Origin of the sequence: Methylotuvimicrobium sp., from assembly GCF_050611805.1 — a bacterium.
Lineage (GTDB): Bacteria > Pseudomonadota > Gammaproteobacteria > Methylococcales > Methylomonadaceae > Methylotuvimicrobium.
Map to the genome: position 1 here is coordinate 1 of NZ_JBNGHF010000006.1, position 19,383 is coordinate 19,383.

22 protein-coding genes are annotated in these 19,383 nt (G+C 50.7%); 7 read left to right on the top strand and 15 right to left on the bottom strand.

The features are described 5' to 3' along the window. The first annotated feature begins 184 nt into the window (after nt 1–184). Nucleotides 185–334, top strand: coding sequence for a hypothetical protein (locus ACRJJO_RS04580; protein ID WP_431064725.1), 150 nt, complete (start codon nt 185–187; stop codon nt 332–334). A 54-nt stretch (nt 335–388) separates the two neighbouring features. Here ACRJJO_RS04580 and ACRJJO_RS04585 read toward each other — a convergent pair whose 3' ends face one another. The 13 genes from ACRJJO_RS04585 to ACRJJO_RS04645 form a co-directional block, all read right to left on the bottom strand. Then, a complete protein-coding gene (locus ACRJJO_RS04585) occupies nt 389–1,009 on the bottom strand; it encodes a transglycosylase SLT domain-containing protein (protein ID WP_431064726.1) in 621 nt (206 codons plus the stop codon). Nucleotides 1,010–1,023: 14 nt separating this feature from the next. Beyond that, a complete protein-coding gene (gene trbL, locus ACRJJO_RS04590) occupies nt 1,024–2,613 on the bottom strand; it encodes a P-type conjugative transfer protein TrbL (RefSeq protein WP_431064727.1) in 1,590 nt (529 codons plus the stop codon). Between the two features lie 7 nt (nt 2,614–2,620). Further along, nucleotides 2,621–2,851 (bottom strand): entry exclusion lipoprotein TrbK, encoded by a 231-nt coding sequence (trbK, locus tag ACRJJO_RS04595; RefSeq protein WP_017842837.1) that lies wholly within the window; start codon nt 2,849–2,851, stop codon nt 2,621–2,623. 12 nt (nt 2,852–2,863) lie between these two features. Beyond that, nucleotides 2,864–3,694: a P-type conjugative transfer protein TrbJ gene (gene trbJ / locus ACRJJO_RS04600; protein ID WP_431064728.1), complete on the bottom strand. Its 831-nt coding sequence runs from the start codon at nt 3,692–3,694 to the stop codon at nt 2,864–2,866. A 70-nt stretch (nt 3,695–3,764) separates the two neighbouring features. Then, nucleotides 3,765–5,123: a TrbI/VirB10 family protein gene (locus ACRJJO_RS04605; RefSeq protein ID WP_431064729.1), complete on the bottom strand. Its 1,359-nt coding sequence runs from the start codon at nt 5,121–5,123 to the stop codon at nt 3,765–3,767. Between the two features lie 3 nt (nt 5,124–5,126). Next, complete coding sequence (locus ACRJJO_RS04610; RefSeq protein ID WP_431064730.1) at nt 5,127–5,558, bottom strand: conjugal transfer protein TrbH; 432 nt, start codon at nt 5,556–5,558, stop codon at nt 5,127–5,129. A 4-nt stretch (nt 5,559–5,562) separates the two neighbouring features. Next, complete coding sequence (gene trbG / locus ACRJJO_RS04615) at nt 5,563–6,459, bottom strand: P-type conjugative transfer protein TrbG (protein ID WP_431064731.1); 897 nt, start codon at nt 6,457–6,459, stop codon at nt 5,563–5,565. Nucleotides 6,460–6,479: 20 nt separating this feature from the next. Further along, on the bottom strand, nt 6,480–7,220 hold the full coding sequence (locus tag ACRJJO_RS04620; RefSeq protein ID WP_431064732.1) for a conjugal transfer protein TrbF: 741 nt from the start codon (nt 7,218–7,220) through the stop codon (nt 6,480–6,482). Beyond that, nucleotides 7,217–9,760, bottom strand: coding sequence for a VirB4 family type IV secretion/conjugal transfer ATPase (locus ACRJJO_RS04625; RefSeq protein ID WP_431064733.1), 2,544 nt, complete (start codon nt 9,758–9,760; stop codon nt 7,217–7,219). Before ACRJJO_RS04625 ends, ACRJJO_RS04620 begins: the two co-directional genes overlap by 4 nt. Next, the gene (locus ACRJJO_RS04630) at nt 9,757–10,068 is read right to left on the bottom strand and encodes a conjugal transfer protein TrbD (protein ID WP_431064734.1); all 312 of its coding nucleotides are present in this window, start codon (nt 10,066–10,068) and stop codon (nt 9,757–9,759) included. The genes ACRJJO_RS04625 and ACRJJO_RS04630 overlap by 4 nt, the downstream gene beginning before the upstream one ends. Before the next feature lies 1 nt (nt 10,069). After that, nucleotides 10,070–10,492: a conjugal transfer system pilin TrbC gene (gene trbC / locus ACRJJO_RS04635; RefSeq protein ID WP_431064735.1), complete on the bottom strand. Its 423-nt coding sequence runs from the start codon at nt 10,490–10,492 to the stop codon at nt 10,070–10,072. Nucleotides 10,493–10,503: 11 nt separating this feature from the next. After that, nucleotides 10,504–11,466: a P-type conjugative transfer ATPase TrbB gene (gene trbB / locus ACRJJO_RS04640; RefSeq protein ID WP_431064736.1), complete on the bottom strand. Its 963-nt coding sequence runs from the start codon at nt 11,464–11,466 to the stop codon at nt 10,504–10,506. A gap of 225 nt (nt 11,467–11,691) precedes the next feature. Further along, nucleotides 11,692–12,054 carry a transcriptional regulator gene (locus ACRJJO_RS04645; protein ID WP_431064737.1) on the bottom strand — a complete coding sequence of 121 codons (363 nt, stop codon included), beginning with the start codon at nt 12,052–12,054 and terminating at the stop codon, nt 11,692–11,694. Between the two features lie 179 nt (nt 12,055–12,233). Between ACRJJO_RS04645 and ACRJJO_RS04650 the strand changes: the two genes are divergently transcribed. From ACRJJO_RS04650 to ACRJJO_RS04675, 6 genes are all read left to right on the top strand, one after another. Continuing rightward, nucleotides 12,234–13,253 (top strand): replication initiator protein A, encoded by a 1,020-nt coding sequence (locus tag ACRJJO_RS04650; RefSeq protein WP_431064738.1) that lies wholly within the window; start codon nt 12,234–12,236, stop codon nt 13,251–13,253. Between the two features lie 658 nt (nt 13,254–13,911). Further along, nucleotides 13,912–14,247, top strand: coding sequence for a KleE stable inheritance protein (kleE, locus tag ACRJJO_RS04655; RefSeq protein WP_431064739.1), 336 nt, complete (start codon nt 13,912–13,914; stop codon nt 14,245–14,247). 114 nt (nt 14,248–14,361) lie between these two features. Next, on the top strand, nt 14,362–14,667 hold the full coding sequence (locus tag ACRJJO_RS04660) for a TrfB-related DNA-binding protein (protein ID WP_404361594.1): 306 nt from the start codon (nt 14,362–14,364) through the stop codon (nt 14,665–14,667). Further along, nucleotides 14,664–15,434 (top strand): ParA family protein, encoded by a 771-nt coding sequence (locus ACRJJO_RS04665; protein WP_431064740.1) that lies wholly within the window; start codon nt 14,664–14,666, stop codon nt 15,432–15,434. Before ACRJJO_RS04660 ends, ACRJJO_RS04665 begins: the two co-directional genes overlap by 4 nt. Continuing rightward, nucleotides 15,431–16,480, top strand: a complete 1,050-nt coding sequence (locus ACRJJO_RS04670) for a transcriptional repressor gene korB (RefSeq protein ID WP_431064741.1) — start codon at nt 15,431–15,433, stop codon at nt 16,478–16,480. The genes ACRJJO_RS04665 and ACRJJO_RS04670 overlap by 4 nt, the downstream gene beginning before the upstream one ends. Before the next feature lie 174 nt (nt 16,481–16,654). After that, the gene (locus ACRJJO_RS04675; RefSeq protein ID WP_431064742.1) at nt 16,655–17,680 is read left to right on the top strand and encodes a DNA-binding protein; all 1,026 of its coding nucleotides are present in this window, start codon (nt 16,655–16,657) and stop codon (nt 17,678–17,680) included. A 333-nt stretch (nt 17,681–18,013) separates the two neighbouring features. Here ACRJJO_RS04675 and ACRJJO_RS04680 read toward each other — a convergent pair whose 3' ends face one another. Both ACRJJO_RS04680 and ACRJJO_RS04685 read right to left on the bottom strand, forming a co-directional pair. Continuing rightward, nucleotides 18,014–18,538, bottom strand: a complete 525-nt coding sequence (locus ACRJJO_RS04680; protein ID WP_431064743.1) for a GNAT family N-acetyltransferase — start codon at nt 18,536–18,538, stop codon at nt 18,014–18,016. After that, nucleotides 18,539–18,841 (bottom strand): DUF1778 domain-containing protein, encoded by a 303-nt coding sequence (locus ACRJJO_RS04685; protein ID WP_431064744.1) that lies wholly within the window; start codon nt 18,839–18,841, stop codon nt 18,539–18,541. Nucleotides 18,842–19,383: the final 542 nt, after the last annotated feature.

Consider the following 19,383-nt stretch of genomic DNA (forward strand, 5'->3'; position numbering starts at 1 on the left):
TTTCGTTGAACTTGGGTACAGTATCCCGATTTCCGGAAGAAAAGGCGGTGATCGAGTCACGCCGTTTGTGTGATTTATTCACCGGCCGGCGAATGATGAGGGTATTTTTTGTTGAATCCGCTAATCGACCGGATGCTGTCTGCGCTTGCCGTCGGCAAATTGGTGAGGCATGGAGATATAAAAAGTGTCGCAAGTTGCGACACTTTTTCATGGCGTTTTGGAAAAATCCTCACTCTTCGAGGAAATCCTTCAGCTTCTGCTCTTGTTCGGCGTTCAAGGAACTTGCGTTGAGCTTTACGGTGATGCGCTTTTGGCCGTGACGATTAATTTGTAAACGTAGTGCCCTCGGTTGCCGGAATGAGAGTCTTGAGGGTTATTGCAGGTTTTCTTAATCACCGGTTTTGAAGGAAATTGAGCGTGGCACATAATTTTTCTGGCTCAGGGAGCGGACCGAAGCCTGCTTCGCCGCCGGCGAAGACACAGGAGACGAATCCGGGGTTTTCTGGGTTACGCGTTGTACTTCTATCGGTTGAAGCGGCATCGAAGGCGCTGTATCCGCTTTGGTTACATCTAGCGTTACGAAATGGGCTTCCAACCAGTCGGCCCATTTCGATGCCTTGCGAATGAGATCGTCGCGGTACACGGCATTGTATCGAGGCGTGCGCGAGTGATAGTTAGCAGCCTTGGTCCACAGATCGCCCTGGTCGTTGCGGATGTGCATCCGTAGTCGCCAAGCGGCCAGATCGAATGAATAGCATCCAGCGGCCGCTACATCGTTCGCTGTGATTCCGTACTGTGCCAGGTCGCGCAGATACGCGGTATTGAATTGCATGGAGCCGACGTCATAGGTGCCGTTCGAGTTACGCACCCATTGCCCCGGCTTGCCGCCTTCCTTTTCTGCGACGGCTAGGACGATGTTGGCCGGTACTTCATATTTGACGGCGGCCGAGATTGCGCACACGACGCGCTCTTGTTCAATCGGGGTAAGGTCGGCAATAAACGGCAGCATAACGTCCCTTTGGGTTAAGTCGGTGCGCCGCTATTGTCGCGGTTCACGAAGGCCGCAACTTCGGAATGAGCATCGGTTTCCCCACTGAGGCTGTTGCCGGCGAATTCGATGTTTGTTTCGGACGAACTGCCGCCCCTTATGGCGCCGGCAATCTTGCCCGGTGTCGTATCCGCAATGCGCTCGTTGGCTTTGGCCTTGGTTACATCGACAATACCCTTAGCCAGATTAACGCCAGCATCGACGGCAATTTTTCCGGAAGTTGCCGCTGCCGCCATGAAACCACCGCTTTGCGTGCCTGTTGATTGCCGGTTACCGCCTTGCCCGGTTTTTGCCGAGCTGGTTGATTCGGTCGAGCCGCTAGTCTGTTTGCCGTCACTCTTCGCTTGCTCGGTGCCGCTTTCAGCTTGCCATTTTGCGTCCATATCGTCGCCGCGGCCCCACATGCTGTCCGAGCTGTTGCTGAATCCTGCCGCTTTAGCAAATGGAGTGCCGCCGGTATTACTGCTATCGCTGCTTTCGCCACCGGCGGCGCTACTGCCCCACATGTTGGTCAGGACATCGGACCCGCTGGAAACGTTTTCGCTGGCCTTGGAGAACGCGGCCATGACCGCCTGCGCACCTCCGGCGGCATTAGCCGCGCCGGCTGCAACCATAGCGCCTCCTGTTGCCGCTGCTGCCGTGGCCATTCCAGCCGCACCGATTGCAGCTCCTGAACCGAATTGACCAATGCCGGCACCACCTATGCTCGCGCCGGTGATAATGCCAGAAAGCAATGGTGGAATGCGATTGACAAGCATCATTAGGGCAAAACAGAATACTAGCATTACGCCTAGCTCCTCAAAGTTGAGCGTGCCCTTGTTCATATTGTCGTAGAATGTAGAAAGCAAATCATTGCCAATGCCGACCAGGAGCACCATGGCGAAAAGCTGAACGGCAACGCCAAGGACTGTCTTGTAGTAGTTGATCGCCATGTCGGAAGTCCACCGAGACCCGCCGAAGCCCAAGAAGAATATACCGGCATACATCAAAATCCACGCGGACACCAAGATCAACAGCATATTCACCGCGACTGCCGCAAGCAGCAATAAGATACCGGCGCTCAAGGTTAGGCCAACCAAGCTGTCGATAGGTTGCCACGCGGACATATTTTTAATTGCCTGCTTAAAGATCATAAAGCCCACGTTCACAATCCCTGACGGAGAAATACCGGTCTTTCCTATCGCGTTCTCGCCAATCTGTCGCAGCGATTTAATGATGGAATCGGCGTATTCTGGCCCGTTCCTGAGTAACCAGAGGAAAAAACCGAAAAACATGATGAAACGGAAAAACTCTGCAAAGAATTCTCCTATGTCTGCTTTACGCAATATCATCATTCCCCCCGTCCATACCAGTGAAATCGTGCCCAGTGTCCAGAACAGCCACAGTGCCGCATTCATGACAAAGGTTCGCCATCCCGACGCTCTCGTAGAAAATTCGGTAATTACTTTATCAAGGATACCCTGATTGGTGCCAGAGTCATGAAAGGCCAATTGAGCCGCTGCATCGGTCGATTTTAGTAATACAAATGCGGCCACAACCACCGCTGGTTTAATCATCGTGCGCATAATAGCATCACCACTTTTTCGGATTAGCAGGCAACGTTTCCGCCCCGGTAGAACGACGCGAACACAACCCGCTAAATTGTTCGCGTGTTGTTCTGTCCGCTATCTGCATTATCTTTTCTAGCTGGCAATTTTCGTCGTTGACTTCTGGCATCGCTTGCTCGGCTGGCTCTGGATCACAGCCCGCCAGAAAAGCTGGCATGACGGTTACCAAAATCAAAATTAGAGCTTTTGTTTTCATGATCGTACTCCTTCACCATTTTTTCGGATTGGTGGGTAGTGTGTCAGGCCCTCGCCCTTCTGTCGATGTGGCGTGTGCAGCTTGCTGCATAGCCTCAAGGTCAGCCTCCGCCTGCATCCTGGTTGCAATTGCGTTCTGCTGCGCGATCAACAGGCCGCGTATCTGTAATAGCTGGTTCGCCTGTTGGCTCGCAAGCTGGTTGGCATAGCCAATAGCTTCCATTCGTCCGCCGGCGCTTTGAGCCGCTGCTTGCAGTTGCTCTAATCGTCTTGAGTCCGACTTGAGCGCATCTTGTTGTTTATCCAGTCCACGAAAAAGCGCATCGTTTGCCTTTTTCTGTGATTCGGATGCCAGGCGCCGATTCTCGCTCATTGCCTCGAACTCGGCGTCACTGCATCCCTCATTCGAGAAGCACGGCGAGTTACGGTAATAAGAAACGTCTTGGAATTTACTCAGGTAGCTATCGAGACTGCCGACTTGATTCTTATAGTAGTTGAGTGTGTCGGTGGCGGTTATTAGACCATCGATCGTGGATTGTGCCTGATCCCAAATATAAGCCGCCGGCGCTACCGTGTTCCGTATTTGATCCTCATATTGCTGTAATTGAGTCGCGTATTGCTCTATTTGTTTCAGCGTTTGTGCGACTTCCTCTCCCGCCGACATGGCTGATTGAATCGCAGTTTCTATATTTTGCGTTAAATTGGTCATGTCAATTACAGCCGTTTGTGCGTTCGCCTGCTGCACAGTCGAAATCAACAAAGTAATTTCGACTGCGGCCAGAAGGTTTTTTTTAGCCGCTAAAATTTTCTGCTGCTTCGATGTCGTCAAAAAACTCTTTCTCATTTTATTCTCCAGTGTTTTGCATAGCCGACCGCTCAATTTGACCCGCTATGCTCGGCGGTTAGCGTTATGGTTAATAATCAAACGGTTGATAAGGTTTTGAAAACGTCATGTCTTTCGTGACAATCACATTGAATCGATAGCCAGGGCGAATTTCCAGGGTTGGCGCTATGTTCATGTTTTTGGCAATCAATTGTGCGGTGACTTGGCCAAGTTGCTGGCCTAACGCCTCACTCAACGCGCTACTGGCATCCGGCCGGCCAAATGTCGCACTACTCTGATTTTGTCGCTGGCTGTAGGTTGTCGCCGCCGTTACGGCCGACATTAGCAGCGCCGAGCTAAAGAGTCGAACGTAATGATGATTTTCCAAATCATTAAATCCAGCGTACCCCGCGCTGTCCGCTCCCGGCATCGCACCGATATCCAGCGCTTTCCCATCGGGGAAGACAATGCGTTGCCAAGCGACAAGGACACGGGCTTGACCATAGGCCACATCGCTCGAATACGTGCCGACCAGACGCGATCCTTGCGGAATCAAGAGGTATTTTCCGACGGGTGTGTCGTACACGTTCTGCGCCACTTGCGCCATGATCTGTCCCGGTAGATCGGAGTTGATTCCGGAGATTAGCGTTGCCGGCACCACAAACCCGGCTCGCAGTTCATACTGTGAACGAGGGGCTTGCGTAGTCGATTCGAGTTGCCAACGATCACCGGCATTATTCGCAAATTGCGCGTAATCATTACCGGTTCCTTCGGTTGATGTTCCGGTTTGTGGTGAAGCGGATGAATTCGCCGGCATCCCTGCGCCACTATTCAGGCTATGCATACTGCGAAGATGATTTAATCGCTTTTGATACGCCGTTGATGGGTCCTCATGCTGTATCGAGTCTATTTCTTGGCGCACGGCGGATAACCTAGCCAGCATGGCTTCGCGCGTTTTGGGCGTGTTCGCGCCCAAATTGGCATGACTGGATGACAAGCCGGAGCTTTTTGGCGCAATGATTTGCACGCCGGTTTTTGCTTTCACCGCTTCTTGAAACATTTGCAGCTTTGCCTGACGGATACGCTCCGCTTCATCATCATGCTGCGGCTGCATAGGGGGAGCCGGTGGCCTGTCCAATGTTTCCGGACGCGCAATGAGTACCGGCTCGGGTTTCAGCATCGTTTCTTCGGCGGGCGGTATCAAAGGCGTGATTAATCCGTCCATGTGATCGCCGGCAATTTCCTTAGCGAACATCGACGTGTTGCCGGTTTTTAGATGCCGATCCTCCGCATCAGTCTGCTGGGCTGCGCGATCCGCCGCGACAATCCCCATCATGATCAAAAACGCCGTCAATACCCCGCCGAGTAGATACATGGGTAAATTGTTGACGCGGCGCACGCCAGCGCTTGGCGATGCGTCCGGTTCCATGTTGTCGATATCGTCTGTCATCGTTTACTCCTTATGCGTCCAATAGCCGCCCGGCATCACCATTCCGTTTTGCTCGATGTACGGGCGAGTAATGGATTCAGTACCGACCCATAGGGTCAAATGGTATAAGTTGCCGTTTTCTCCCTTGATTTGGCTGAGCACATAGCGCAATGGCAGTAGGGTATTGTCCTCTGTCGTGTTTGGGCTGAACTCCATGACGGCATAGCCGCTTTCGCGCAAGTTTTTGAGCAGCGCATTCCCGAAAACATCCGGTGTCGTTTGTTTTAGCTCAAATTGTGTTTTTGCCGGCGGCCATAGCGTAGCGAGTTGCTTGACTGCATCGTCAGCCAGTTTTTGTTGATCTACTGAAACATTACGTAGATGGTTGCCGTATGGCGATGTCACGCATCCTGCGAGAGATAGAGCGGCCAAAGCCGCTAGAGATATTCTGCGCATACGATTATTGCTCCCGTCTGATGGTTACTCGGTCTTGGCTTCTGCCAACGCCGGATATCAAGATGGCCTGGTCAAAAACCGTGTCCACGATGTAGCGGTCGCCTTGAACACGGTAATTCACTATGACGGTCTCATCATCCGAGAACAGGCCGCCCTCTTTACGCAAGACCAACAGCGTCGGTGCTTCGGTCTGCGCCATCGCCTTCGGCATTTGTAAGATGGTTTTACTGCCATCGTTAAAGACGCGAATCGGACGCCATGCGGCATCACCGTCCAGTTCATAGTTGAAATTCAGATCGCCCAGGTACTCGCCTGTTTGCGGGAGGGTTTTTTGTTCGCGCGCTTGTGTTTCCCGAGTTTGAATAGCATCCCATTTTGCGAGAGCATCTTCCGGGTAGGTGAACGCAACCTGCGGCATGTACTCTGTGCGGTGCGAGCGCAACTTGAAATGATAAGTGCGGCGGTTTGTCGTCACGACCAGACTGGTCTCCAATCCCACGTCCATCGGTTTGATGATGAGATGTTGCGTTTCGGCCGGTCCGCTGCCGGTGATGGCCGGTTCCACAGTCCAGCGGGCCGTGTCGCCCAGATGGATCGAATTGACCAATTCTCCGGCTTGTAGAGCCACGTCACAGACCTGAAGAACCGCGCAAACGATGCTGGGCTGTTGTGCGCCGTATATGAAATGGATGGCCCCATTGGCACCGGATACTGGCTTTATGCCGTTGGATTTTCCGGCTTCCCAGCGTTTGGCAATCGCGAGAGCCGCCTTTTCTTGTGCGGTTAGCTTTGGGTTGTTTTTCGAAAAATATTTGTCGGCCAGATCGTCGCCGGGAACGGCCAGGATGGGTTCCGACACCGCCATAGCGGCGGCCAGAATGGTGATCATATGTTTTTTCATGGTGAATAGTCTCATTATCATTATTTCGAGGAAGTGATGATCGACCAGGAATAATCACGCACATAGATACCGAGCGGATTGTTGCGTAATTGCTCGTCTGTTGTTTGGGATGTAGGCGAGGCGATATAGACATTGACTAATGCCCGCATATTGACCGGCTGACTTTTTAGAACGCCTTGCCGATCGCGAATGGTTTCTACCCATTCGACCTGCCAGGTATCCGGCGATTGCGGCAACACGGACTTGATTTCGGTGCTGACCATTTCCTTCACGGCACGTTTGAACGGGCTGGAATCGGGCGTTCCGTTCAACCATTCGTTCATTTTTTGGGTTGCCGGATCATTAGGCGATAACATTGCGTAGACGCGAAATACCGCTTTCCGCTGTAATGCGACATCCGGCGTGACCATGCGGGCATTAGCGATGAAATCGGCTATAGACGCATGAATAACGCGGGGATCGGCGGTAGAAGCCGCTGTCGTCGGCCCGACGGCAATGGTCTGGCCATGCTTGTCAACCTCGATAATATATGGGATGAACTTAGATTGACTGCCTATATGGATGATTCCGCCGACACCGGCCAGCGCAATCAACAACGAGAGAATACCGACAACTTGCCAGGTCTGCCGTGACGACACGACCGAACCGACATGCTCATTCCATGTGCGCCGGGCAGTCAAGTACGGGTTAGTATCCTCGTTTTTGGGTTTATTGATAGGCCGAGAGTCAACTGGTTTTTTCTTGGATAGAATCAGACTCATATTGCGGGCTCCAGGTAGTCATTGAGTTTCAGTCCACGCCCGGCGAGCCATTCATGAACCCACCGATCGCCGAATTGGGTTTCCAGATTCTTGATGGCGGCAACGGAATCCTTGTCCGATGCACCGGCAAGTGACAGGGCAAGCGGTCCGAGAGCGAGGTCGTAGAGACGGCGGCCATATTCGGAAACGTAGTAATACTGCTGTTTCGGAATGGCGGTCGCCAAAATTTCGATTTGGCGGGTATTGAGGCCCATACGACGGTAAAGGGCTGCAGTGTCTTCGTCGCGGGCATAAACGTTGGGCAGGAAGATTTTGGTGGCTGTCGATTCAACGATGACATCCAAGATGCCCGAGTTGGCCGCGTCAGACAGGCTTTGCGTCGCCATCAAGACAAGGCAATTGGCTTTCCGCAAGACCTTGAGCCATTCGCGGATTTTGTCTCGAAACACCGGATGCCCAAGCATCAACCAGGCTTCGTCCAGGATGATGACGGCCGGTTGGCCGTGGAGTGATCGCTCTATTCTGCGAAATAGATACAACAGCACGGGGAGCGCGAATTTATCGCCTAATCCCATCAGCTCCTCGATTTCAAACGCCGTAAATGAGGACAGAGAGAGTCCATCCTCTTCGGCGTCCAACAGATAGCCCATAGATGAACCGATAGTGTATTGCTGTAGCGCTTCACGAATCGGTAAGTCTTGTACGGTCGTGCTGAAATCGGATAGTGTGCGGGACTGAGTGCCGCTCATGCTCATGATGGCATGGCCTATTTTATTGCGTTGCTCGGGTGTGGTGATCAAACCGTTTAACGCCAGGATGGTATCTATCCATTCCATTGCCCAAGCCCGGTCGCCCCGCGTTTCGAGAAATTGCAGTGGACAAAATGCGAGTGATTCGCCGTCCCCCGCGACTGAAAAATGCAGCCCACCGACGGCCTTGGTAAGCGGATAAATTGACATCCCCTTATCGAATGCGTAGATCGACATGCCGGCATAACGTCGTAATTGTGCGGCGATAATGGCTAGATGCGTAGATTTACCCGCACCAGTGGGTCCAAACATGAAAGTATGACCGACATCGCGGACATGCAGATTCAGTCGGAAAGGTGTGGCGCCGTGAGTCACGCAGTGCATCAGTGCCTGAGACATGGGCGGATACAGAGGACAAGGGGCGGTTGCGCTACCCGTCCAGATCGTTGACGTAGGCAACAGATCGGCGAGGTTCATCGTGTTGATGAGGGGCCGGCGAACATTCTCGACACCGTGACCCGGTAAGCTGCCTAGATACGCATCCATCGTGTTGGTGGTCTCTATCCGAGCGACAAAACCGAGACGATTTATCGCCTTTTCTACCTGCCGTGCGATTGCCTCGAGTCGCGCTCTATCCTCATGCATCAAAATAACGACACTGGTGTAATAGCCCATTGCGACAAACCCGCTGTTTACCTCGGCTATCGCTGCTTCGGCATCCTCTACCATCGACAGAGCATCCTGATCGATAGGTCCGGTATTGGTATTAAAAACCTGATCGAAGAATCCGCGCACTTTTTGGCGCCACTTTTTACGAAATTTGTCCAGGTGGGCAACCGCCTCATGCTGATCCATGAAAATAAACCGGGATGACCAACGGTAGTCGCAGGATAATTCACCCAGAGCGCTTAAGATTCCCGGGGTCGACTCCAACGGAAAGCCTTCGATCGCGACGACTTGGATGAGGGAGCGGCCTATTTTTGGCACGACCCCGGTGCGCAGTTCTTGCCCGCCAATGAGAGCGTCCAGATACATGGGATTGCTGGGGAGCTGCACGGGATGATGCTTGCCGGTAATACAAAATTGTATCCAGCTCAAAAAATCATCATGCGTAACAGACGTTCCCTCCTCGGTAACGACCTTCTGACCTCTGAGACGCGTCATTGTAATAGCCGTTGACAGGCGTTCCTCTATCGACGTTATTTCACGCTTGAATTGATTGATGAGCCCCTTGGTGCGGGCTTTGTGGTTCGGCGCCGGCGTGTTGTCATCGAACATGAGCTCGACAAATTTACGTTGCGCTAGAACCGGTGGAAACCAGGTTAGTGTTAATACGAAATAACCCTCGTACATGGTTCCCAAGCCCTCGAATAGCCTGCGTCGCTCTTCATCGATCGCTGCGGATACCGGATCAGGGAAATGCGACAAACCCAATTCAGCGTAATTAGGGGCCGGGCGGCGTACAGCATCGACATGTACCATCCATCCACTGCCAAGGCCGACGAGGGCTTGATTGATGCGGAACGACACCATTTCGCGCTGCTCATCGGTGCTGCTCGCGTTGTCGTCCCCTTTGTATATCCATGCCGCCATGAATGAGCCGTTTTTACCGACAATGACACCGTCATCGACGACGGCGGCATAATTAAGCAGATCGCCCAGCCCGGCGTCCTTGGATCGATGCTTTTTGAGCTTCAGCTCCGCATCGACCGACCGAATGCGGGCGAACAGCATAAGTAGCAGGACGGCACCGAGTACAGCAATCATAATCGCGAGTACTTCGATCATCATTGGTATTGCTCCCCTTGGGTATTGGTATTTTCACGGAATGGCGTACTACGCGGCGGGTAATACTTCTTGTAGCGACGGCTACGCAGATAAACATAGCGCAGCTTAGGATCGCTCTTTGCCATCAGGCGGAACACGAAGAGTGCGCCGAACCAAAGACAGACGCCGAATACCGTAGCCCTCATGTCCTGAGCACTGAAAATCAGCGCTCCGGCGAGAAGTCCCGAGAACATCACCAATTCCCGATCCCCGCCCATGAATAGGTTGTCTCTATTGCCGGCCCGACGAATGGGTATCGTGCGACCGGCCATGTTACACAGCCCTTCCGTTGGCGATAGATGCCGCGTTGTGAGCGTAATTGACTAAACCGTCAGACAGTAAGGCTATTTCGGCGCCGCGACCAAAGAAGGTACCCATCATATTTTGGGCGCCGACCAGTAATGCCATGACCAGGACGATAAAAATCAACGTTCTGAAAAAACCGTTCAGTTCGCCGCCGAAAATAAGCACGCCGCCGGCAACCACAATGCCGATAATCGATAGCGCAAATGCCACCGGACCGGTAACGGAATTGCGCAGATTCGTCAGCCAACTCTCATAGGGTAGCGAGCCGCCGGTGCCTTCCGACGCAAAGGCCGGTTGCGGCAAAAAAATAACGGCCATGAGCAGTACGAATAGGCTCAGGTACAAAACGCTGTGACGGTCGTTCTGAAGCGATGGAATTGCGAATTGCATAGATGTTTCTCCTAAAGTGATCTTGTGTTGTATTGGCCGCCGTGATATCCGGAAACCTCAATAATTTCCTGAATACGACGGCCGTCCGGGGTTCTGGCGATATGCACGACAACATGAACCGCCTCGCCGATGAGCGGTTCGATGGGTTTGGGGGAATCGGGATGCATGCTGATGAGCATGGCCAACCGATCAAGTCCGGCTCTGGCGTTATTGGCATGCAGTGTTGCCGCCCCGCCTTCATGGCCGGTATTCCAGGCCATTAACAAATCGAGCGCTTCCGGGCCGCGCACTTCACCGACTAAAATCCGGTCCGGGCGCATACGCAGCGTGGTTTTCAATAGCGCCGTCATTGTGACGTCGATGCTGGTGTGGTACTGGACGTAATTCTCCGCAGCACATTGGATTTCGCCGGTGTCCTCGATGATGAAGACGCGTTCAGTCGGGTCGTTAGCCACCATCTGATTGATAATCGCATTGACCAGAGTCGTCTTGCCTGAGCCCGTGCCACCGATAACCAGAATGTTTCGGTGTGCGGCAACTGATTCAATAATCACTTGGCGTTGTCCGGGGGTCATTATTCCGCCCTCGACATATTGCTCTAACGTGAAAATGGCAACCGCCTTCTTACGGATGGCAAAAGTCGGGGCCGGAACAATCGGGGGAAGCTGACCGGCAAAGCGAGAACCATCTAACGGCAGTTCTCCTTCAAGGATTGGTTTTTGACGAGTCACTTCCTTACCGTGATAACCGGCAATGGTCTCGATGACGGCTTGCGCCTGTGCAACGCGCATGGTGCCAATACACTGCATGGGTTCACCCAGCCTCTCTTGCCAAAGCTTGCCGTCGGCGTTGAGCATGATTTCAACGGTTTTTGGATCGTATAGAGCCGACAAGAGTGTCGCCCCCATGTCGCGTTCCAATTTACGTTTGGCTCGATCACGGGTGCTGTCATGGTTATCGTTTAATGAGGTCATCGTTATCCTGCAGATCTGCGGATTTAGGTCATGTCTTTTACATGTACGATATAACGAAAAAATAAAAATCGCAACAGTATAGCGAAATTATTTTAGGTTGTGGTATCTTTGAGGCATCTGGATATAGTAATGAACCGGGATGATGACATCCCGGTGAAATGCGAATTTTAGCGGCTAAAGTTTCCTTATTAGCTTTGGATGAAGGTTTATTGTATTGGCGTTATATTAAGATTGTCTTATTTTAGCCCTGGTTTCTTCGCCCCATTTTTTGACGATAAAGGCTTTGACTTCCGGAAGAATGACGGACACGCGCTCGTACCCCGGTGGCAGGCTATGCATAGCGGTACCGCCCGCCAACTCATCGAGCGCCGCCTTGTCCAAGTCAGTGGATTCGAGCAGAAGAGGGAGAGGAACTTCTAACGCCTTAGCTATCGCCTCCATTACCTTGAGCGATGGATTGCCGGTACCCGTTGTTAGATCGGATAAAAACGAGTTCGACACTCCGGATAATTCATGTAATTCTTTTTTGGACATTCCACGCTCGTCCAAAATACGAAGAATGTTGGTAAAGAATATGTAGTTGTACACTGAGTTTACCTTGTTAAGCTTGGCCGATTTTAGCCGCTAAAATGTTATTGACGATAATTAAAGGTTTAGCTGAACTTAGATTCGATAAATAAGACGCCTCTCTTTAAGTCATAATGATTGATCAACACGAATGACCAACAAAATGCAAGTCATTAAACACCAAAAGACAGGAAATTGCCATGTATGACGAGACTGCGGTCAAGCTGAAAGCGCTTGAGAGCGCCGCACTGCGACGTAAGATAGAGGCCGTTGCCAGGCCAGGCGAAACCTATGAGCAAGCTGCCGCTAGAATTCGAAAAAACGAAGAAAACACCATTCCTAATAGATCACATACACATCGGGCATCCTCTAGCGACAGACAGGCTGATATTTTCGTGCCGACACTCTATGACGTTGGCACTCGTGACAGCCGAAGCATCATGGACGTCGCAGTATTCCGGCTGTCAAAGCGAGAGAAGCGCGCGGGAGATGTTATCAGGTACGATCTGCCGGACGGATATGTCGAGGTCAAGGCAGGTCCGGACGGCATGGCGTCGATTTGGGATTATGATATCGTGCTGATGTTGATCTCTCATTTGACTGATGCCATGAACCGCTATTGTGAAGGGAAGGAAGACAAGCCAGGCCGCACATTCCGTCCACACGTTAGCGAAATTCTCAAGTTCTGCCGAAAAGGCAACGGTGGCCGACAAATTGAAGAAGTCGAAAAAGCGCTGGACCGTCTTAGAGGAACGACCATCAAGAGCGTGCGCGAGCGACCCGCCATAGGAGGGAAACGTGGCTTACGCGAAATCAAGGCTGAAGGCTTAATCGGCGATTACACGGTACTCTCCTATACCGAAACAGGCAAGATTGCGTCTGTTGAAATAGAGATACCGAAATGGCTGCACCGCGAAGTCACAGAACGAAAGCGTCCGGACGTATTGACTGTCCACCCTGATTATTTCCTGATAGAACCCGGCATCGGCCGCTTCATCTATCGCTTGGCACGCCGCGCCGCAGGCAAAAGCATGGCTAAGTGGTCGTTTCAACTTATCTACCAGCGCAGCGGTAGCACAGGTACGTTCAAGAAGTTCACATTCACCTTACGCAAGCTGATCGAAACTAACGACCTACCTGAATACCGACTCGCAGAGGAAAGCGGGCAGGAAGGCCCCTTATTGGTCATAAAACATAGAGATTCGTTGATCGAAAATTAGTAGGGTTCCTAATAGACGGCATAAAAGCCACAGCGGCTGATGAAAGTTGTTATTACGTGGTTTCGCATCCTGTCAGCAAAGCTAAACTAAGACATAATCTCCGATATAAACTTGTTTCGACCGTAACAAGCTTTAAACTGTGTATAGCCTGTCTATTAGGAACCGAAAGCTGTCTATTAAGAACCGGAAACCGTCTTTTAGGAACCCAAATCCGTCTATTAGGAACCAAGGACTTAAGTAAGTGATTGATTATATAAAACAAATAAGCGTTTTTTTGACCTAAAACTTATTAAAACCATTAAAACTCTTAAAACCCGACTTATCCCTCAATAACTGCTTTCCAGGGTTTTAACCGCTCAATTCCTTTCCGGCGTTCATTCAACTTTACTCATTTCGTGTTGTGTCACTGCGTTATGCCAAGAGGGCTTTAACGCCAAAAAAGATGGATGTCAAAATAAACAAAATACGATATAATGAAAATAGTTTGACTAAACTTATTGACTAGCATAACTATTTCATTTATTAATGCATTTAAAATCCGGGCATTACGCTCCGGTCACAACGGTAGGATTGCCGTAAGCGCGAAGCAGATGGATATTTAATCGTTGGCGCCTGAAGGAGTCGGTATTGGCAATCGTTAAAGCGTGGAGAACCAAGTATGAACATAATCAAGTTTCCTCAAAAGGGGAGACCGGCCGGCAAACAAGCGACGGTTCCGACTCCTGATCTTACTCGTCAGCCGGTTAAACCCACGAGAGTAAAAATCGTTCTCGACAACATATTGAGTTTTGTTTGGGTGATGACAGTGCTTGTCTGGCCATTCGTTAAATGGGTGCTGTCAATCGAGATTTTCTTCCAGATGCTGCGCATGATCTACCATTGGAACACGCCCGGCGTCTATGCCGGTTTGACTTTTCTGTTGCATTTCTCTGTATTGGTAGTGCTGACCTGGTTTGTCGATTTTTATAGACCGCAAGGCATGAAGCAACGATAAATTTTAGCCGCTAAAAAAATTGATAAGCAATAGTGGTTTAGCAAAACTTTTAAATATTGGCGGCTGTAACCGTCATGGTTCAACATCAGGGTGGCGAATATATGCGTGGATTCCATGATAGAGAGATTAACCGAAGCTCAATTCGAAGAGGCCATAAAGGGATTGAATGTCGGTCGGCAGACCATCGATATCGCACGGGGGGTGCTGGTGGAAGGAAGACCGCAGTCCGAATTTGTAGCGGCACTAGGGATATCGAAAGGGGCCGTGTCGCAAGCAGTCAGCCGTGTAAAGGCGGCGGTCCAACAAGAGAAGATCCCGGAGGGCTTCGAGCGGGTGTCGGCGGTCCTACCGAAACATCAAGCGTTTATCGTCAAGAAATGGGCAGAGGACGCAACCAAAAAACTGGAGACAAAGAAATGAAAACACTGGTCACAGCGAACCAAAAAGGGGGCGTTGGCAAAACCTCGACCCTGGTGCATCTCGCGTTTGACTTCCTTGAGCGAGGTATGAAAGTGGCTGTGATCGACCTTGATACACAGGCAAACGCGTCTTATACGCTGCAAGAATTTGAAAGCGGCTCTCTTGCCAGTCAGATGTTCACGGCTGACGATGACGAATTGCGTGCTTGTTTCAACAACCTGACCGCCAAACCGGCTCTGTGTTTGATAAGTTCCGATGCGGCTATGGCGAACATGGAGAAGCTCACGATGACGGAAGCGGCAACAAGCTTTAAGCGGAATATCAAAGTATTGGCTGAATGTGGTTTTGATGTCTGTTTAATCGACACTGCTCCGTCTCTTGGCGTCAGTATGGCCGCCGCTCTTTTTGCGGCCGATTATGTTTTTTCGCCCATTGAGCTGGAAGCGTATAGCATCCAGGGCATCAAGAAGATGGTCACGACAATTGTCAACATCCGCAAATCGAATCCTGGTTTGCAATTTTTGGGCATGGTGCCGAGTAAGGTCGATGGCCGAAATCCACGCCACGGTCGACACCTCGAAGAATTGAAGCGCGCTTATCCACAATTGATGATCCCTGTCGGTATTGGCCTCCGAAGCAGTATTGCCGATGCGTTAGCGTCAGGCATGCCCGTCTGGAAAATTAAGAAAACCGCCGCGCGCAAGGCCGCACAGGAAGTTCGTGCGTTTGCAACACATATTTTTGAAAAAATGGAGATGACACAATGAACGCCAAGAAGAAATCGAGCTTGGGCCTGGAGAGCATAGGCGATCTTTCAGAACTTTTGGACCAGCCGGAAATAACTAAGAGCTTCGGCCCGCTGGAACTGGCGCTAGAACTGATTGATGAAGATCCGGATCAGCCTCGAACAGCCGAAAACCCCGGCTTCTCATCCGAGAGTATTGCAGAGATAGGGCAAACGATCAAAGACCGTGGCGTGAAATCCCCCATATCGGTAAGGGAGCATCCCGAGATAGAGGGCCGCTACATTATCAATCACGGTGCGCGGCGTTACCGTGGCTCCAAGTGGGCCGGAAAGAAGACCATCCCGGTTTTCATTGACAACGATTACAATCACGCAGACCAGGTTATTGAGAACCTGCAACGAAATGAGCTGACTCCGCGCGAGATCGCTGATTTTATCGGTCGCGAGCTGGCGATGGGTAAGAAGAAGGGCGCAATTGCCAAAGAAATCGGTAAATCGGCGGCATTTGTGACGCAGCATGTCACCTTGCTGGATTTGCCGGAGCCGATTGCGCTGATATTCAACACCGGTCGCGTCAGGGATGTAACCGTCATCAATGAGCTGGTGACTGTTTACAAAAAGAATCCCTCTGAAGTGGAAACATGGCTGGACGACGACAGCCTGGACTTAACGCGGGGATCGGTTAAATTGTTGCGTGAATACCTCGATGACAAAAAACGTCAACAACTAGAGGATCAAGACAGTGACGAAGAGTATTATCCAGATACAGTGGATACGCTAACAGACAAGACCGATGCCGAACCCGTCAAGACTTATACCGAGACTGTCGATAGAGACGAGGAACACGAAACAGAAGAGCCCAAACATAAGAGGGAAGAGAGGGAGAACGATTCGGACAAGCTCAAGAAAGCGATTGTACGGGTACTGCATGACGGACGCATCGCCCGATTGGTTCTATCGCGACGACCAACTCAAGACGGTTACGCATGGGTGAAATATGATGATGACGGGAATGAGTTCGAAACTGACCTTGATCGTGTGCAGCTTATTGCAGTGCTAGAAGGATAACTCACTCTCCCCTTAAACCCACCAACCCCGCCCTGTGCGGGGTTTTTTTTGCCTATTTGCTAGGATAGTTTATTTGTTTGTAAGTTAGTTTATTAGTTTGTTTGTTAATTTATTTGTTTATTATTCTATTTATTGCTATACTAAAAGCGTCAAATAACTGTTGAGAATGCCGCCATGAGACCCGTAGAATTTGCCCAAGAAGACATCATCACAGCCGGCCAAGAACTGCAAGAATCCGGACGCAATATCACCGGATTTGCCCTCCGCACCAAGGTTGGTGGCGGCAATCCAAGCAGATTGAAACAGGTCTGGGATGAGTACGTTAGTAGTCAGTCCGTTGTTAAAACTGAACCGGTGGCAGAACTGCCTATTGAAGTTGCCGACGAAGTGGCGGCCGTCACTAAATCGCTTACTGATCGATTGGCAAGTTTGGCAGTAGAGTTAAACGATAAGGCCGTTAAGGCCGCAGAGCGCCGCGTTGCAGAAGTCATTAGGACCGCTGGCGAGCAGCGCGAACAGGCCGAGCGCGAACTTGCTGACGCCTCTCAGACGGTTGATGACCTGGAAGAACAACTTGATGAGCTACGGGCTGAGCTGGAAGCTGCTCAGGAACGCATTGCGGATATGTCTAGAGAAAATCAGGTACAAGCCGTAGAGCTTGCCAAGGTTCGCGAACGACTGGCGGCTGCCGAGCAAAGCGCTAGGGCGGCTGCCGAGCAAAATGCGGCAGCGATAAGTAAACTGAATAGTGCCTTGGAATCCGCTCAATCGACAGGTGTGGAGTTGAAGCGTGAGAACGATGCGCATGCTGTAGAGCTGGCTCAGTTGCGCGAGCGACTGGCGGCAAGCGAGCAGCGTGCTGTGATGGCGGCCGAGAAGAGCGAGGCAGAGGCGAGTAAGTTGAATAGCGCCCTGGAAGCCGCTCAGAGCGAGAAGAACCAAGTAGCCGAGCAGCTTGCTGTACTTAAGGCTCAGATGGTCGCTGAACAGAAGGTTCAGCAGGAGCAGCGCAAAGTAAGTGCTCAAGAAGCTTCTCGTCAGGCCGAGCGCTACACCAAGGTTCGCGCTGAGCGGGATGAGGCAGTTAAGGATGCGGCTAAAGTTCGCGAGGAAACCGCTTCTCTTCGTGGACGCATTCAGGCGTTGGAGGAAGTAATGGCTACCCTATCGAAGGATATAAATACAAATTCTCCTAAATAGGGTGACCGTAAGGCTTTGTGCGAAAAATAAGCATTAGGGGAGACATTAAGCTCAAGGACCGTAAAACCAGGGAAACAGAAAGGAAAGAATGCCGTAAAGACTGGTACCGAGTATAAGACGTTTGGAATGCTTGATGAAGCCTTGTCGTATGTTCTAAAGCTGTAAATTATTAAGGGAGTCATTGACTGTATTTAGGTATCGTGGCCCGATAATATGAAGCACAGGAACGGATGACATCTGTTTTTCGGGACCACATTAACCGAGAATGGGACCGCTGGGCATGCCTGCGGCGCCTTAGGATGGCTCCGGCTCAGAAATGGACATTATTAGCGGCTACGCCTCCACCAGCTTTGCAATCGCTGGCATTGGCAGTATCAGTCGAAGAGAGTCTGGTAAGCAAATAAAGCCGTTAGCCTCGTAGAAGGCAGCCGCCTGTTCGCTGATGGCATCTACGATGAGCATGGAAGAGCCAATAGAACTTGCGCTCGCATAAGCCCGCTTCACCGCATCCGCAAGCAACAGTGCGCCCAACCCCTGTCTTTGTTGATGACTTGCGACGGCCAGACGGCCTATGAGGGTTGCACTGACCAAAGGATAGCGCGGGACGTGTTTGCGGGCCTCTACTGGTACGTCCCCTTGCGCGAGCGCGGTCGCACACAAAGTGTAGTAGCCAAGGACTTCAGTCGGTTCGCGCGGATCGACGAGAACGAATACGCCGTTGATTTTGCGCTTCACATCCTGATTGGCTTGTGTTTTGAAATAGCGATCCAGGCTTTCGACGCCGCAGGCAAAGCCAGCACGGTTGTGATGGGAGCCGAATGGTTCGATTTTTAAGTCTGGCGATATCGCCTCAGTCATTTATGAAATGATCCGCCGTTTGTGCTCGGCCAGTGCATGAACAAGTCGTTCACTTGTTTGCGGTGGGCTTATGAGCGTATCGAAAAATACCTTTCGGTCAAGCTCGGAAAGCATAAGTGTTTCATGCTCCGCAATGGTTCGTCGTGCAGCATCGGTAAGTGCCGCTATACAAAAGTCAGTTAGTTTTCGTGATTCTAGATGGGCTGCGCGTTCGATTAAGTCCTTGGTTTGTTCATCCAAACGAAAACCAAGTCTTTCTTTGCGTACTGGGTTTTGTGCTAACTGCAAGTTCTTGCTGGACATGGGTAACCTCATCGGTCGTGTTCTTCATATTGGTTGATATTGTACGTCAATATGACGACTTTTCATAGTCATACCATTTCTTCAACTTTATTGGTTCGATGAAACTGCATTCGATTTACTATTCTCTGATGAGCCTAATGGTAGAGTCATTTATTCATGTTTCGCCAAATGCGCCCATCAACACGATACTTAATGAGAAGAGAAGCATTAAAGAAATCGAGAAATCGTGGGGGCGCCTTTGATCGTTACTACCCCTGTTTTTTCTTTTTTTTCTTTTTTAAGATTTTTTCTTTTTTAAGAGCATTTAAACGATTGTAAATCATAAGGTTGCAAGCGTATTAAGGGAGTAAATGACCGTATTAAAGGGAGTAATTGACTGTCATTAAGGGAGTAATTGACCGCTATAAAGGGAGTAATTGACTGTCTTTAAGGGAGTGAATGACCGTATTAAAGGAAAATCTTTCGCCTTTTTCCCTGAATGATATGTCGACAAATTGATTGTCTTTGAGTTTTTTCTTTGGGGGTTAGAGATCTATGCAATT